The following is a 13776-nucleotide window of genomic DNA, read 5'->3' as shown; positions in this document are numbered from 1 at the left end:
GCCGGAAGCGGACCGGCCTCACCCCCGCCCCGCCTCCGCCGCCTTGGCATGCTTGCGCTTCGCCACCTCCAGCGACGCCAGCAGCTGCTGTCCGGTGGCGCCGCCGTCGCCGCTGACCCTGCCGGTCATCACCGCCCTGATCGCATCGACATGGGCCTTGAACAGCAGATGCTCGCCGGCGCTCACCGCAGCCGGCCCGCAGCGGGTCGCCTCGTACAGCGACTTGGCGATCATGGTGATCAGCGGATAGCCGAAGATGCCGCCCTGCCCGCGCATCTCGTGGGCGGCGCGGTTGACCTGGGCCAGCAGGCCGGGCACCGCCTCGGGTTCGCGCGGCAGGCGGTCGACGCGGCGGCCCATCTCCTCCACCTCGGCGCCGATCCACACCGCATAGTCGCCGGCACGGTTCTGGATCTCCTCCTCCGCCGCGGCCAGCACCTCGGGCGGCAGGGTCGGCACCGGGTCGCGCGGGGCGAGGCCGGCCTTGGCGCCCAGCCGGTTGGGCAGCTCGAAATGGATGACCGGGAAACGGTCGATGCCGCGCGCCTTCGACGCGCTGTGGACCACCAGGATCTCCGACGGCGCCGTCATCCGGCAATCCATGGCGACCGGCTTGTCGGCGCGGCGGCGGTCGGGGCCGAAATAACCCTTGGCCAGCACGAAGCGGCGCGGCCGGGCAATGGCGAACAGCAGCCGGCTGGCGATGGTCTGGGCGGAGAAGGGCTTGGCGATGAAATCGGTCGCCCCCAGGTCGCGCGCCTGCTCGACATACTGGCGGTCGGCGGCTCCCGACAGCATCAGCACCGGCAGGAACTTGTCCGGGCTCCTCGGGCTGTAGCGGATCCAGCGCAGCAGCATCAGCCCGTTCACCTCGGGCATCACCAGATCGGACAGGATCAGGTCGACCGGCGCGGTTCCCGGCGGCAAGGCCGCGCGCCGCTCCTCCAGCCAGCGGATCGCGGCGGCGCCGCTCGCCACCCCCTCGACCCGGCCGATGCCGATGGCACGCAACGTCGCGGTCAGGACCTTGCGGATGAAGCCGCTGTCCTCCACCACCAGGACCGACAGAAGCTCGAGCTTCGGCTGGGTCATCGCCCCCCCGCGTCGCGAACCGGGGGCATATCCCCGCATTCATCTCTCTTTCTGACACAGCGGCACCCGCTTGGCGAGGGACAAGCCGGGGCGGGAGCCTTATGCCGGTTGGAAGGAACGCCGCAGTTCGGATTGGCGAGACAGGCCGCCCCGGGCCCGGTTACCTTCTGCATCCCGTAAAAGCAAACGAACGAACAAAGAGAGGAACCGCCCGATGCCGCAACCCGATCACGTCATGGCCCTGCCGCTGCCCGAAAAGCCGGATCTCGACGCCGACATGCAGGCCCTGTTCGACAAATGCGTCGAAAAGCTGGGTTTCGTGCCCAACGTGCTCCAGGCCTATGCCTTGCGGCCGCGGAAGCTGCGCAACTTCGCCCTGTTCTACAACGAGTTGATGCTGGGCGAGAGCGGCCTCAGCAAGCTGGAGCGCGAGATGATCGCCGTGGTCGTCTCGTCGGCCAACCATTGCTACTACTGCCTCGTCGCCCATGGGCAGGCGGTGCGCAAGCTGTCCGGCGATCCGGAACTGGGCGAGATGCTGGTCGCCAATTACCGCGTCGCCCCGCTCGATCCCCGCCAGCGCGCCATGCTCGATTTCGCCTGGAAGCTGACGAAGGAGCCGATGTCGATCGGCGAGCCCGACCGCGAGGCACTGCGCACCGCCGGCTTCAGCGCCGAGGACATCTTCGACATCGCCGACACCGCCGGCTTCTACAACATGTCCAACCGTGTCGCGACCGCGGTGGACATGATGCCCAACCGCGAGTACCACAAGCAGGACCGCTGACGCGGGCGCATCCGGCACCCCCGACGCATGTTGGGCCGGGTCACATCGGGCCGAGCCACACAGGGTTGGAATCATGAGGATTGTCCGCTTCTTCGTCCGCCTGTTCGCCACCATCGGATTCCTGATGGTGGCCGGCGCGGTGACGGTGGTGGTGCTGGCCGTCCGCCACGAGCCGGCCCTGCCCGATGCGGTGGTGCTGGATCTCGACCTCTCCAAGCCGCTGTCCGAAAGCGAGGGCGGCAAGCTGGGCGGCCTGTTCGAGCATCAGGCCACCCTGCGCGAGGCGCTGGACGCGCTCGACCGCGGCCGGCGCGACCCGCGTGTCAAGGGCGTGCTGGCCCGCTTCGGCGACGATTCCATCGGCTTCGCCCAGACGCAGGAGCTGCGCACCGCCATCGAGCGGTTCCGCGCGTCGGGCCGCTTCGCCGTCGCCTTCGCCGAGGAGTATGGCGGGGCCGGGCCGGGCAACCGCTCCTACCTGCTGGCCAGCGCCTTCGACGATGTCTGGCTCCAGCCGCTGGGCACGCTGGGCCTGACCGGCCTGTCGGCCGAACTGCCCTTCGCCCGCGAGGCGTTCGACATGCTCGGCGTGCAGCCGCAGTTCATGCAGCGCGAGGAATACAAGAGCTTCGCCGAGACCTTCATGAGGTCCGGCATGACCCCGGCCAACCGGGAGATGACCGAGGCGCTGGTGGCCGACCTGACCGGCCAGCTGGTCGACGGCGTCGCCAAGAGCCGGCGTCTGGCCCCTGCAGCGGTGCGGGCGGCGATGGACAAGGCGCCGCTGCTGAGCCGCGAGGCGCTGGACCAGAAGCTGGTCGACCATCTCGGCTATGCCGACGAGGCGCGCGACGCCGCGCTCAAGCGGGCGGGTGCCGGGGCGGAGACGGTGGAGCCGGCCGACTATCTGTCGGTGGCCGGCGGCCCCAACGACAAGGGTCCGACCATCGCGCTGATCCATGCGGTCGGCACCATCACCGGCGGCAAGAGCGAGACGCCGGCGCTGGGCGAGGTCGCCGCCGGGTCGGAGACCATCGTCGAGGCGATCGAGGAGGCCGCCGACGATCCCGATGTGCGCGCCATCCTGTTCCGCATCGACAGCGGCGGCGGCTCGGTCTCGGCGTCGGAAGCGATCCGGCGGGCGCTGGTCAAGGCGCGCGAGAAGGGCAAGCCGGTGATCGCCAGCATGGGCGACGCGACGGCCTCGGGCGGCTACTGGATCGCGCTGGCGGCCGACCGCATCGTCGCCTCCCCCGCCACCGTCACCGGCTCCATCGGCGTCGTCGCCGGCAAGTTCGGGGTCAACGGCCTGTCGGAGAAGCTGGGCATCCACTGGGAGCGGGTGCAGAGCGCCCGCAACGCCGGCCTGTGGTCGCCGCTGCACCCGTTCGACGACAGCGGGGCGGAGCGGCTGAACGCGATCATCGACGACACCTATGCCACCTTCCTGCAACGGGTGGCCGACGCGCGGCGGATGACGCCCGAGCAGGCCCGCGGCATCGCCAAGGGCCGGGTGTGGACCGGCGCCCAGGCGCGCGACCTCGGGCTGGTCGACGATCTCGGCGGACAGGACCAGGCATTGGCGCTGGCCCGCACCGCCGCCGGGCTGGCCGCGGATGCCGAGGTGACGCTGGCCCCCTACCCGCCGCCGAAATCGGTGACCGACCAGCTGTTCGACCTGATGGCCGGCAAGGGCGAGCTGGTCGGCGCGCTGGCGGCGGTGGCTGAACTGCGGCCGCTGCTGGCCCAGCTCCGTCCCCTGATGGCCGCCGTGCAGGGCGAGGGCGTCCAGGCCCGCATGCCGGCGATGTCGCTCGACCGCTGACCGTCATCTGTCTCCCGAACCGGTGAAGATCCCCTCTCCCCCCCGGTGAGAGGGTTAGGGTGAGGGGGACTCTGCGGGGATGCGGATTTCCCCGCCTGCATTTACCCGCCACCGGCGCCATGATAGGAATAATTCCTTATTCCCGGCAACGGAGATCCGCGCGTGTCCCGAGCCCGCCATTCTACTGCAATCAATCGATCCCGTCCGTTTCTTCCACCGGCGGAATCCTGCGCCGCGCCGATGCCCGCCTGCCGGATCGGCGGCATGAAACAATGGAACAGGTCTGGATTCCTGTTTCATACGGTTTCAAACGTTCCATCCGCCATCGCCGCCCGGACAGCCCCCGGCCCCGATCCCGACGATCAACCCACTGAAAGAAAACAGGTTTCCCAGAATCATCACCCAACCCCGGCATGGAACACGCAACGCCGCGCCTCCACCCCTGTTCCAACCCGCGTTCCATCGTCACCCTGCCGCCGTCCCGCCATGGCGCATCGGGCTTGCGCCCGGCGGTTCCGGGTCTATGGTGGGGCCGCTTCCGGATACCCGTTCAAAGATCTCTACGGCCGAGACGCCCGACCATGACCGAGACCGCCGCCCGCTCCCCCCGGCCCGACGCCGCAAAGCCCGATACGGTATCGCCCGACGACGCCCCGCCGGTCTTCACCCACAAGGAGATCCTGCGCGTGTTCAGCGGCGTGGCGCTGGCGATGCTGATGGCGGCGATGGACCAGACCATCGTCGCCACGGCGCTGCCGACGATGGCGAGCCGGTTCGGCGGGCTGGAGATGCTGCCCTGGGTGGTCACCGCCTATCTGCTGACCTCGACCACCACCACGCCGATCTACGGCAAGCTGTCGGACCTCTATGGCCGCAAGCGGGTGCTGCAGACCGCGATCCTGCTGTTCCTGGCAGGCTCGCTGCTGTGCGCGATGGCGCAGAGCATGACCCAGCTGATCCTGTTCCGCGGCCTGCAGGGCTTGGGCGGCGGCGGGCTGATGTCGCTGGCCTTCACCATCATCGGCGACGTGGTGGCCCCGCGCGAACGCGGGCGCTACCAGGGCATGATCGGCGGCGTCTTCGCGCTGGCCAGCGTCGCCGGGCCGCTGCTCGGCGGCATCTTCACCGAGACCATCGGCTGGCAGTGGATCTTCCTGATCAACCTGCCGCTCGGGCTGGCCGCCTTCGCCATGACCCGCAGCAGCCTGTCGCGCCTGCCCGCCGGCCGGGCCAAGCCGCGGATCGACGTGATCGGCGCGGCGCTGCTGACCGGGGCGGTGACCGGGCTGCTGGTGTTCGTCACCCGCGGCGACGCCATGGGCTGGACCAGCCCGGCGGCGCTGGCCCTGCTAGCCGCCGGCCTCGCCATGCTGGCGGCCTTCCTGTGGCACGAGCGCCGGACCGCCGAGCCGATCCTGCCGCTGCACCTGTTCAGCCTGCCGGTCGTCGCGGTGGCGCTGCCGGTGGTCGCGGTGTCGGCGATGGTGCTGTTCGCCGGCATCGTCTATCTGCCGATGCATCTCCAGCTGGTGCAGGGCAGCAGCGCCACCCTGTCGGGCCTGCTGCTGCTGCCGCTGGTGCTGGGCATGACCGTCGGCTCGGTCGGCGGCGGCCGGCTGATCGCGCGCACCGGGCGCTACAAGGCGTTTCCGCTGGCCGGGCTGGCGCTGTCCGGCGTGATGTACGCGCTGCTCGGCCTCCTGCCTTCGCTTGCCGCCGACGGGCTGTGGTCGACGCTGATCCTGGTGCCGCTCGGCATGGGGCTCGGGCTGGTGATGCCGGTGATGACGGTCGCCGTCCAGAACGCGGTCGCCCAGCGCGACCTCGGCGCCGCAACCGCTTCGGTCGGCTTCTTCCGCTCGCTCGGCGGGTCGGTCGGGGTGGCGGTGTTCGGCGCCGTCTTCAACGCGGTCGTCTCCGCCCGGCTGGAGGATGCAGGCCTGTCCGGCCGCGCCGTGCTGGAGCATGGCGCGGCGGCGCTGGGCGGCTTGGCTCCCGCCGTCCGCGGCGGGGTGGTGGCGACGCTGGAGCACGGATTCTCGGTTCTGTTCCTGCTGGCGGCGGGTCTGGCGGTGATCTCCTTCGCCATGACCCTGTTCCTGAAGGAACTGCCGCTGCGCTCCGCCCGCCCCCAGCCGGCGGAGGCGTGACTCACGAGTCCGGGTCGGGAAAATGCCGGCGCTGCCCCAGCTTGTCCTCGATGTAGAGCAGGTTGACCAGCACCAGCACGACCACGGCGATCGGCGTCGCCAGGAACATGCCCATGATGCCGAACAGCACCCCGCCGGCGGCGATCGCCCCGATGGTGACCACCGGCGGCAGGTCGACCACCTGCTTCTGCAGGATCGGCGTGACCAGATTGCCTTCGATCTGCTGGATGAGGAGATAGAGGCCGGCGACCCACAGCGCGTCCTGCGGCGACTGGGCGAAGGCGATCAGCAGGGCCGGCACCGCCGCCAGGAAGGGGCCGAGCAGCGGGATGAACTCCAGCAGCCCGGCCACCATGCCGAGCGCCAGCGCCGACGGGATGCCGAGCAGCCACAGCCCGACCCCGATCATGGTTCCGACCAGCGCCATCGCCACCAGCTGGCCGATCAGCCATTTCCACAGGCTGTCGCCGGCGACCTCCATCACCTCGTTCGCCCGCTCCTGCCCGCGCGGCGGCACCAGCAGCACCACGCCGCGCTGGTAGACCCCCGGCGACGCCGCCAGATAGAGCGCCGCGAACATCACCACCACCCCGTCGCCGATGACATAGACCAGGCCGGAGGCGAAGGAACTCAGCTGGGTCATCCAGGGCCATTCCTTGCCCTGGTCCATGATGCGCTGGCGCCATGTGTCGGGCAGCATGCCCACCGCCTTGACGACCTGCTGCTGGAGCTGGTCGACCTGCGCCGCCATCGAGGTCCCCATCAGCCAGCCTCCGCCGCCGACCAGCGCCGCCAGCACCACCAGCACGATGGCCAGCGACCAGCCATGACCGAGCCCGGTCGCCCGCCCGACATAGCCGGCCAGCCGCTGCAGCAGGATGGCGAACAGGATGCCGGTGAAGATCAGCAGCAGCGTGCCGGAAATCCTCCACAGGAACAGCGCCAGCGCCGCCACCCCGGCGACGATCAGCACCTTCCAGGTGAAGACGGCCAGTTCGCCGCGCCCGGCCCGTGCCGGCGGCTCGTCCCGTACCGGAGGCTCGTCCCGCGTCGCCGCGCTCCCCGGCCGGCTGGGTATCGCCATGATCCGATGCTCCCCGTTCCGCTGCGGCGCCCCCTTGGGCAGCCCGGAGAGAGGAACGCGCGGGAACCCCAGACGTTGCCGGGAGCCGGCCGGTTAGGCCGTCGGCGGTAGTCCGAAGATGGGTATGGAAGATCGTCCGCCCCGCCCCATATCAAACGGGACGCCAAGGAGTCATTCTCGCTGATGTCACCTTCAAGAGCCCGCCCTTCGGCGGGCTCTTTTTTATCCGCCTACCGCCGGCCTCCTACCGCCGTCCGTCCGGCGGAAATACCAGGCTGACCTTCAGTCCGGGCGCCGGCTGCCCCGGTGCGCTCTCGCCCAGCTCCAGCCGGGCGCCGTGCAAAGTTGCCACCGCGTCGACCAGGCTCAGCCCCAGCCCGTTGCCGGGCGACGCCCGGGCGGTATCCAGGCGGACGAAGCGCTGCAGGACCTTGTCGCGCATCTCCGGCGGAATGCCGGGCCCGCTGTCGGCGACGTCGATGCAGGCGGCGCGGCCGGGCGCCGGGCCGTCCAGCACCAGCGAGATCGTGCCGCCGTCCGGCGTATACTTGATCGCATTGTCCAGCAGGTTCGACACCGCCTGCGCCAGCAGCTGGCCGTTGCCGCGGACCATCGGCTTGGCGCGGATCTCCACCGACAGCCGCTGTCCGCGCTCGTCGGCCACCGGCTCGTAGAGGTCGGCGGCCAGCTCCACCACCTCGGCCAGTTCGACCGGAACGAAATCCTGCCGCTTGGCCCCCGATTCGGCCTCGGCGATCGACAGCAGGGCGGTGAAGGTGGCGAGCAGCCGGTCGGCCTCGACGATGGTGTCCTGCAGGACGGCGCGGTAGACCTCCGCATCCTCGGTCTCGTGCAGCAAGGCCAGCTCGATCCGCGAGCGCAGCCGGCTCAACGGGGTGCGCAGGTCGTGGGCGACGCTGTCGGTCACCTGCCGCATGCCGGTCATCAGCCGTTCGATGCGGTCGAGCATGGCGTTCAAATTGCTGGCCAGCCGGTCCATCTCGTCGCCGCCGCCGAAGCGCGGCACCCGGTCGCTGAGATCGCCGCTCATGATCTGGCGGGTGGTCCGGTTGATCGCCTCGATCCGCCGCATGGCGCCGCGGCTCATCAGCAGCCCGCCGCCGAGACCCAGCAGCGCGGTGGAGCCCAGGATCCAGCCGAGCGAGCGGAACATCCGGGTGCGCAACTGGTCGATCTCGCTCATGTCGCGGCCGACCAGCAGGCGGAACTGGCCCGGCAGGGTGAAGGTGACGGCCTGCGCCGTCGACGGCCGGTTGGTCACGCCGCCGTAATCGGCGACCTTGAAATGGGTCCAGCCGCTGGCGTTCGGCACCGCCGCCGGCCATCCCGACAGGTTGCCGGCCAGGATCACCCCCGCCGCGGTGGTCAGCAGATAGATGGAGTTGTTGTTGGGAACCGCACTGCGCGTCCGCACCACGTCGACCAGACCGGACAGCCCGTAGCCCCGGTAATGGTCCTGCAGCCCGGCGACCTCCAGCGCGATGGTCTCGCCGATCTCGCCCTCCAGGAAGCCGGCGGTGGTGCGGTAGACCACGCCGAGGATCATCCCGACCGACAGCACGAACATCGCCAGATACAGCAGCGCCAACCGGAACGCGGTGGCCCGCACCAGCCGCAGCCCGGCAGCGAGGAAGCCGTGCAGGCCGCCGGCCGCACCCTCCTGCCTCATGGCACGCGCTTCGTCACGAATGTCTTCACCCTTCCGCGGCGCGCAGGCTGTATCCTGCACCGCGCACGGTGTGGATCAGCGGGGTCGGGAAATCCTTGTCGATCTTCTGGCGCAGACGGGCGATGTGCACATCGATGACGTTGGTCTGCGGATCGAAATGGTAGTCCCAGACATTCTCAAGCATCATGGTGCGGGTCACCACGCTGCCGGCGTTGCGCATCAGATATTCCAGCAGCGTGAACTCGCGCGGCAGCAGGTCGATGGCCTTGCCGGCGCGCTTCACGCTGCGCGACAGCAGATCCAGCTCCAGGTCGCCCACCGACAGGCGGGTCTGCGGCTGCGCTGCGCCGCGCCGGCGCACCAGCACCTCGATGCGGGCCAGCAATTCGGAAAAGGCGAAGGGCTTGGTCAGATAGTCGTCGCCGCCGACCTTCAGCCCCTTCACCCGGTCGTCGACGCTGCCCAGCGCCGACAGGAACAGCACCGGCGTGTCGTTGCCGGCAGCCCGCAGCACCTGGACCAGCGACAGCCCGTCGCGGCCGGGAAGCATGCGGTCGACGATCATCACGTCGTAATGCTCGGCCCCCGCCAGGAACAGGCCCTCCTTCCCGTCGTTGGCGACGTCAACCACATGCCCCGCCTCCTTCAGCCCCTTGGCAAGGTAGCTGGCGGCCTGGCGATCATCTTCGATGACGAGAATCTTCATGAGCACGAGTGTAGCCTCCCGACGCGGCCCGGCCAAGCGTGCGGTGGCACGCCCGGCCGGGTCTTCCCTGGACTGACGGCGATGCGGTTCACGCCTTCAGCTTCAGCGCGACGAAGGACTCGTTGCCCTGGCGGTTGATCAGCATCAGCAGCGCCTTCTGCCCGGCCTTCTCGGCCTCGGCGACATGGTGGCGGACGTCGGCCGGGCTCTTGACCACGCTGTCGCCGATCCGCTCGATGACGTCGCCGGGACGGATCGGCACATCGACGTTGGCGGTCAGGCCGGTCACCACGACGCCGTGCACGTCCTCGCCGATGCCCAACCGCTTGCGCGCCGCAGGATCCAGCGGGGCGAGCTTCAGGCCCTTCACCGGCGCGACCTCCGCCTGTCCGGCCGGGGCGTTGCCGGTCTCCGCCGCGGCGACCTGCTGCTCTTCGGACAGGCGGTCGATGCGCACCGCCACCGTCTTCTCGCGGCCCTCGCGGAGAACCTTCAATTCGACGGTATCGCCGGCCTTGGTTTCCGCCACCCCGCGGGTCAGGTCGCGCAGCGTGTCGACCGGCTTGCCGGCGTAGGACAATACGACGTCGCCCTGGTGCAGGCCGGCGCGCTGGGCCGGGCTGTCGGCGGTGACGTCAGCCACCAGGGCGCCCTTGGCCTGGGGCAGGCCGACGCTGTCGGCGATGTCCGGGGTCACCTCCTGGATCTTCACGCCGAGCCAGCCGCGCTCGACCTTGCCGGATTCCTTGAGCTGAGCCACCACCTCCTTGGCGAGGTTGGAGGGGATGGCGAAACCGATGCCGACCGAACCGCCGTTGGGCGAGTAGATCGCCGTGTTGATGCCGATCACGCGTCCGCCGAGGTCGAAGGTCGGGCCGCCGGAATTGCCGCGGTTGATGGCGGCATCGAGCTGGAAGTAATCGTCATAGGGGCCGCTGTGGATGTCGCGTCCGCGGGCCGACACGATGCCCTTGGTCACGGTGCCGCCCAGCCCGAACGGGTTGCCCACCGCCATCACCCAGTCGCCGACGCGGGTCTTGGCGCTATCGGCCCAGTCTACCGCCGGCAGCGGCTTGTCCGAATTGACCTTCAGCAGGGCGATGTCGGTCTTGGCGTCGCGGCCGATCAGCTTGGCCGGCATGGCGGTGCCGTCCTGCAGCGTGACGGTGATCTCGCTGGCGCCGTCGATGACGTGGTTGTTGGTCACGACGAAGCCGGCCGGATCGATGATGAAGCCGGAGCCGAGAGCCCCCGTCTTGTTGCCGCGCGGCGCCTGGTCCTGCCCATCCTGGTCGCCGCCGGGGCCGCCGTTCCGGCCCAGTTGATCCTGGAACTGGCGGAAGAACTCCTCGAACGGCGAACCGGGCGGGAATCCCGGGACGGCCGGTCCGCGCTGCGCCCGCTGCTCTGGCTTGGCCTCCTGCGTGGCGGCGATGTTGACGACGGCGGGGGAGACCTTGGCGGCGAGGTCGGCGAAGCTGGCCGGCGCGTCCTGCACCATGGTGACCGCGGGCGAGCCGTTCTGAGCCTGCGAGGCCGCCCAGCCGGCCAGCGCCGGAGCCGTCAGCACCGTGGAGCCGAGCAGCAGGGCGGCGACGGTCCGGCGCAGGCGGTTCGGGCGCTGGCGCGTGGCGGGCGAGGAATGGGTGGTCATGCGGCGGCACTCCAGTGAAGCGGTTCCGGCAATCCGGTGTTGTCCGCAATCTAGGACTCCGCCGCTCACCGCGGCCTTGCGACCGGATGAAAGAAATTTCAGGGACGATGCCGGAAGGGACGGTGGTTTGGCCGCCTATTCACCCAGCAGATGCAGCGCGATCTCACGCCGGTGCGGGTGGGCGCGGTGTTCGAACAGGTAGATGCCCTGCCAGGTCCCCAGCGCCGGTTCGCCGTCCATCACCGGAATCGACAGACTGACGCCGGTCAGGGCCGAGCGGATATGTGCCGGCATGTCGTCCGGCCCCTCGGTCGTGTGGGCATACAGCGACGGATCCTCCGCGACCAGACGGCGGAAGAAGCGCAGCAGGTCCGCCTGCACGTCGGGATCGGCATTCTCCTGGATGGTCAGGGATGCCGAGGTGTGGCGGCAGAAGACGGTCAGCAGTCCGGTGCTCATCCCCTGCGCCGCCACCCAGCGCCGCACCGGGGCCGTCACCTCGACCAGTCCGGCGCCGCGGGTGGGTACGCTCAGCGTCGTGGCGGCCTGTCGCATCGCTCCTGTCCTTTCGCAAAAATCGCCGGCTTGGTTCCGGATGCAAGCCATACCAGATGTTGCAGCCCGTATGCTTCCGCCCGGGCGGCGAAGCGGGATCGTGGAAAGGACGACCGCACATGGACATCACCGGCACCCACATCGTTCCCGGACGGCGGGACCGCGTGTTCGCCGCGCTCTGCGACCCGGAGGTCCTGATGCGCTGCATCCCCGTCCTGGAAGAGATGGTGCGGTTGTCGGCCTCCGACTATGCCGCGCGGGTGCGCACCACCGTCGGACCGCTGAAGGCGCGCTTTTCCGGCCGGCTGCGGCTGGAGCCGGAGGATGGCGCCCACCGCTACCGGCTGGTCGCCCAGGGCAACGGCGGGCTCGCCGGTGCGGTGAAGGGCGAGGCGCTGGTCGTCCTGGAGGAGGAGGACGGGCGCACGCTGCTGACCTACAGCCTGACAGTTGCGCTGGGCGGAGCGGTCGGCCGGCTGGCGGTGAAGCTGGTGCAGGCCAAGACCGACCGGGTGTTGGCCGCCTTCTTCGAGCGATTCGCGGCGGAGGTCGACGGCGCGGCCGAGTGACACGACCGAAGAATGCGGCGTAATGCCGCAGCCCGGCGGGACGATGAGCGTCTTTCGCGCATGCAGCATCCTGGGTCAGGATGCGGGTGTCGCGGGTGCTCATTGCCGGTGGAGATGCCGAATGGACAAATCCCAGCCCCTTGCCCCCGCTCAGGATGGCTTTTCCCTCGACCATCCGGATGGCTCGGCCATAGATCACCAAGACGGCTCCGCCGTGGACCGGATGATCTTCGGCCGCGTGCTGGCGCTTGCCGTCGCCGACGCAGCGCGGAGCTTGCCGCAGGCGCTGGCACTGCCGAAGGACGAACTGGCGCTGCTCACCGCCCGCCATGCGCCGCAATTCGCTGCCGCCGTCGACGCTGTTCCCGAGCCGGCCGATTTCGGCGAGGACGCCATCGAGGAGGCCGACCTGCGCGACTTCCTCGCCGAACATGGCGTCCGGGGTGAAGCGGAGGAACGCTGGCTCGCCGCGATCCTGGCCCGCCGGTCGCTGGAGCCGAACCATCTGTGGCAGGATATGGGATTCCACGACCGCGGCGAACTCAACACCATGTTCCGCCGCCATTTCCCGGCGCTGGTGGCGCTGAATTCCGCCGACATGAAGTGGAAGAAGTTCTTCTACCGCCAACTCTGCGAGCGGGAGGGGCTAATGCTGTGCAAGTCCCCCAACTGCGAGGTCTGCGACGACGTCGACGTCTGCTTCGGCGAAGAGGCCGGCGATCCGTTGGCGACGCTGTCGCGGCTGGCCCGGGGGGTGGCGGCCTGACATCGTTCAACGCGGTTGGGCTCAACGCGGCTGGGCGCCCAGATCCTCGAAGGTCAACCCCTTGTCGGTGCGGCGGAACCGCCCCTTGCCGTTGACCGTCAGCGCCGGCTGCCCCGGTTGCGGCACGAAGGTGGCGGCGTAATAGCAGTCGTACGGCGCTCCATCCTGACCATTCCCCTGCCCGGCCTTAGGCTTCGCCTCGACGCAGCCCTGCTTGCGGAAATTGTCGAAGGCCCGGAAACCGGCATTGCCCTGCCATTCCAGCGCCCGGCGCGTGTGCGTCTCCACCAACCGCCGCATGTCGCCTTCCGACGGCTCGCCGGAACAGGCGGAAAGAACAAGGGTCGCCAAGGCGAGGGCGGCGGAGGCGCCGGCACGCCGCCCGAATCGTCCCCGGCCGGAAGTGGGAAAAGCCGGCACCGCTCTCAGCGTCCCCCCAACAGCCGGTCGACCCGCTCCTTCAGGGCGGCGAATGACGGCGGCTTGACCACGAAGCCGTTGACGCCCAGCGTCATCGCCTGCTTCACGATCTCCGATTCGGTGTGGTTGGTCAGGAAGACCACGGGAGCGCGGGGGTTGGCAGCCTCGGTGCTGGCGCGCAGCCGGGCCAGGAATTGCAGGCCGGATACCGGCTTCATGTCGATGTCGCAGACGATCAGGTCGGGGTTCACGCGGATGCATTCCTGCATCGCGGTCTCGCCGTTGTCGGCCTCGGCGATGCCGCGGAAACCGATCTGCCCCAGAATCTGGATGATGGTGCGGCGGACGAAGGGCTGGTCTTCGACGACCAGGATGCGATGCTGGGAGTAATCGATCGCCTGCATGTCCATTCCCGATCCTCAACGCCAATTCGCCGCATCCCACTGATACCGTCCGGACCGGCGGCAGGCAACCGCCG

At 69.6% G+C, this 13776-nt stretch carries 13 protein-coding genes; 5 read left to right on the top strand and 8 right to left on the bottom strand.

Annotation, left to right across the window (positions count from 1 at the left end; translation table 11 throughout):
• Window positions 1-18: 18 nt before the first annotated feature.
• Window positions 19-1092: a response regulator gene (locus AL072_RS09995; RefSeq protein ID WP_045580459.1), complete on the bottom strand. Its 1074-nt coding sequence runs from the start codon at window positions 1090-1092 to the stop codon at window positions 19-21.
• Window positions 1093-1306: 214 nt separating this feature from the next.
• Between AL072_RS09995 and AL072_RS09990 the strand changes: the two genes are divergently transcribed.
• The 3 genes from AL072_RS09990 (at window position 1307) to AL072_RS09980 (ending at window position 5854) form a co-directional block, all read left to right on the top strand.
• Entirely contained in the window at window positions 1307-1879 is a 573-nt protein-coding gene (locus AL072_RS09990; protein WP_045580460.1) for a peroxidase-related enzyme, read from the top strand.
• A 73-nt stretch (window positions 1880-1952) separates the two neighbouring features.
• Window positions 1953-3704: a signal peptide peptidase SppA gene (gene sppA / locus AL072_RS09985; protein ID WP_045580461.1), complete on the top strand. Its 1752-nt coding sequence runs from the start codon at window positions 1953-1955 to the stop codon at window positions 3702-3704.
• A 581-nt stretch (window positions 3705-4285) separates the two neighbouring features.
• On the top strand, window positions 4286-5854 hold the full coding sequence (locus tag AL072_RS09980) for an MDR family MFS transporter (RefSeq protein WP_045580462.1): 1569 nt from the start codon (window positions 4286-4288) through the stop codon (window positions 5852-5854).
• 1 nt (window position 5855) lies between these two features.
• Here AL072_RS09980 and AL072_RS09975 read toward each other — a convergent pair whose 3' ends face one another.
• From AL072_RS09975 to AL072_RS09955, 5 genes are all read right to left on the bottom strand, one after another.
• On the bottom strand, window positions 5856-6938 hold the full coding sequence (locus AL072_RS09975; RefSeq protein ID WP_045580463.1) for an AI-2E family transporter: 1083 nt from the start codon (window positions 6936-6938) through the stop codon (window positions 5856-5858).
• Between the two features lie 244 nt (window positions 6939-7182).
• Entirely contained in the window at window positions 7183-8628 is a 1446-nt protein-coding gene (locus AL072_RS09970; RefSeq protein WP_045580464.1) for a sensor histidine kinase, read from the bottom strand.
• Window positions 8629-8653: 25 nt separating this feature from the next.
• The gene (locus AL072_RS09965) at window positions 8654-9334 is read right to left on the bottom strand and encodes a winged helix-turn-helix domain-containing protein (protein WP_045580465.1); all 681 of its coding nucleotides are present in this window, start codon (window positions 9332-9334) and stop codon (window positions 8654-8656) included.
• Between the two features lie 88 nt (window positions 9335-9422).
• Window positions 9423-10988: a DegQ family serine endoprotease gene (locus tag AL072_RS09960; RefSeq protein WP_045580466.1), complete on the bottom strand. Its 1566-nt coding sequence runs from the start codon at window positions 10986-10988 to the stop codon at window positions 9423-9425.
• A 135-nt stretch (window positions 10989-11123) separates the two neighbouring features.
• Window positions 11124-11543, bottom strand: coding sequence for a secondary thiamine-phosphate synthase enzyme YjbQ (locus AL072_RS09955; protein ID WP_045580467.1), 420 nt, complete (start codon window positions 11541-11543; stop codon window positions 11124-11126).
• Window positions 11544-11662: 119 nt separating this feature from the next.
• Here AL072_RS09955 and AL072_RS09950 point away from each other — a divergent pair, with 119 nt between their 5' ends.
• Together AL072_RS09950 and AL072_RS09945 are read left to right on the top strand one after the other, a co-directional pair.
• Window positions 11663-12112, top strand: coding sequence for an SRPBCC family protein (locus tag AL072_RS09950; protein ID WP_045580468.1), 450 nt, complete (start codon window positions 11663-11665; stop codon window positions 12110-12112).
• 121 nt (window positions 12113-12233) lie between these two features.
• Window positions 12234-12878: a nitrogen fixation protein NifQ gene (locus AL072_RS09945; protein WP_082108800.1), complete on the top strand. Its 645-nt coding sequence runs from the start codon at window positions 12234-12236 to the stop codon at window positions 12876-12878.
• A 21-nt stretch (window positions 12879-12899) separates the two neighbouring features.
• Here AL072_RS09945 and AL072_RS09940 read toward each other — a convergent pair whose 3' ends face one another.
• The gene (locus AL072_RS09940) at window positions 12900-13178 is read right to left on the bottom strand and encodes a hypothetical protein (protein WP_245636643.1); all 279 of its coding nucleotides are present in this window, start codon (window positions 13176-13178) and stop codon (window positions 12900-12902) included.
• A 125-nt stretch (window positions 13179-13303) separates the two neighbouring features.
• The gene (locus AL072_RS09935) at window positions 13304-13702 is read right to left on the bottom strand and encodes a response regulator (protein ID WP_245636642.1); all 399 of its coding nucleotides are present in this window, start codon (window positions 13700-13702) and stop codon (window positions 13304-13306) included.
• Window positions 13703-13776 lie beyond the last annotated feature (74 nt).

The organism is Azospirillum thiophilum (genome assembly GCF_001305595.1).
Lineage (GTDB): Bacteria > Pseudomonadota > Alphaproteobacteria > Azospirillales > Azospirillaceae > Azospirillum > Azospirillum thiophilum.
The sequence above is the reverse complement of the archived record's forward strand: the minus strand, read 5'-3'. Positions and strand labels throughout refer to the sequence as shown.